The sequence below is a fragment of the Mycobacterium sp. NGS45 genome (assembly GCF_059812645.1).
This window is the reverse complement of record NZ_JCALDB010000051.1, coordinates 1-2,252: the sequence shown is the minus strand read 5'-3', so window position 1 is coordinate 2,252 and position 2,252 is coordinate 1. Positions and strand designations below refer to the sequence as shown.

Annotated in this window: 1 protein-coding gene; it reads right to left on the bottom strand. The window is 66.3% G+C overall.

What is annotated here, in order from left to right; all coding sequences use genetic code 11:
- Positions 1-2,252: non-ribosomal peptide synthetase (locus AC5Y3P_RS22255; protein ID WP_500048107.1), on the bottom strand; the 2,252-nt coding region annotated here is incomplete at both ends.

Below are 2,252 nucleotides of genomic sequence, written 5' to 3'. Positions count from 1 at the left end.
GCCCGGCTCACTTGTGGGCAGGCCAGCAAGGTGTTCTCGATCTCGCCCAACTCCAGGCGTTGACCACGAAGTTTGACCTGGGCATCAGCACGACCGAGATACTGCAGCTGCCCGGACGCACTCCAACGCACCAAATCCCCACTGCGATACATCCGCGCACCCGGACCACCAAACGGATTGGCCACGAACCGATCCGCAGTCAGATCCGGCCGACCCACATACCCCCGCGCCACCGCCGGACCCGCCAAATACAACTCACCGACCACACCCACCGGCGCCGGATTCAACCGCCCATCCAAAACCAACGCCTGCACCCCGGCAATCGGCGCACCGATCCGCACCGGCTGCCCCGCCGACAACGCACTCCACGTCGACCAAACGGTCACCTCGGTAGGACCATAGGCATTGAACATCCGCCGACCCGGCGCCCACCCCGCCACCAACTCAGCCGGACACGCCTCCCCACCGGTGATCAACGTCGACAACACACCCGCCCGACCACGATCCAACGTCGCCAACACCGTCGGAGTGATCAACGCGGCATCCACCCGCCCCGACTCCAAAATCTCGGTCAACGCCTCCCCGGCATAGGAATCCGGCGGAGCAACCACCAACGCCGCCCCCGACGACACCGCCAACAACCACTCGAACACCGAAGCATCAAAGGTCGGCGCCGCCACCATCAACACCCGCGCCCCAGCCCGCACCCCAAACAACTCCCGATGCGCCGCAGCCTCGATATGCAACCCGGCATGCGAGATGCACACACCCTTGGGCGTGCCCGTAGACCCCGACGTGAAGATCACATACGCCGCATTGTCCACAGTCAACGCAGCCAACCGATCCCCATCGCTGACCGGCGCCGCACTACGGCCCGACACATCCAGATCGTCGATGCGCAACACCGGCCGCCGGCCCGCGCCGGCTATGCCGCGCACACCACAGGTAAGTACGCAGACGGCATCGACGGCGTCGAAGACCGCGGCGATCCGCTCGGCCGGATGGGCCGGATCCACCGGCACGTACACCCCACCAGCCTTGAGCACCGCCCACCACGACACCACCAACTCCGCGCAGCGGCCCATCGCCACACCCACCGCACGCTCCGGACCCACCCCGGCCTCGATCAACACCCGCGCCAACCGCGACGACCACTCATCGAGCTCGCGATAGGAAAACTCCCGCGCCCCGTCCAGCAACGCCAACCCGTCCGGGTCGGCGGCCACCGCAGCCGCCAACAACTCATCACCAAGCCCCACCGGCGCGTCAACCCCAACACCAGACCAGCTCTGCAACAACAGATCCCGCTCACCATCACCGAGCAGCGAAACCTCACCCACCACCACCGACGGATCCGCCACCACCGCCTCGAGCATCCGGCCCAGCCAGTCCACCAACCGCTCGATGCTGGACCGATCGAACAGATCCGTCGAGAATGCGACCGAGCCGGCCGCCATCGAACTGGCCGTCTCCGCGGTGGGGTGCCGCTTGACGTCGAAGAAGGTGCCGGCGTCTTCGCTGGGGATCTCACGGAGGTCGAATTCCAGGTCGAACCTGGACGTGCGGATGTCGGCAGCCACCGGTTCGATGTCGAGGCCATCGAGGGCGACCATCGGGCGCTCGTTGTTCTGGAAGGCAAGAGCCACCTGGAACAGTGGGTGGTGCGAGGTGGAGCGTGCCGGGTTGAGGTGCTCGACCAACAACTCGAAGGGCACATCCTGATTGGCATACGCATCCAGCGCCTTGTGCCGAACCTGCTCGAGCACCTCGGCAAACTGCAACCCGGAATCGATTCCCACCCGCAGCACCCAGGTGTTGACGAAGAACCCCACCAGATCCGCAAGCGCCTGATCCATCCGGCCGGCAATCGGGGTGCCCAACGCAATGTCCTCACCCACCCCGGCGCGGTGCAACACCGCAGCCATCCCGGCTTGCAACACCATGGAAACGGTCGCATTGTGAGCTGCGGCCAACGCCTTGAGGCCGGCCCAGGTTTGCGGGTCGATACGCCAATCGACCGCGTCGCCGCGGTAGCTGGGGGTGGGTGGGCGCGGCCGGTCAGTGGGCAGCGACACCACCTCGGGCAGGTCGGCCAGCACCTGCCCCCAGTAGGACAACTGCTCGGCTATCCGACTGCTGGGGTCACCGATATCCCCGAGGTGTTCGCGTTGCCACAAGGTGTAGTCGGCGTACTGCACCGGCAACGGCGCCCACTGCGGGGCCTGCCCGGTGCTGCGACTGGCGTAGGCCAC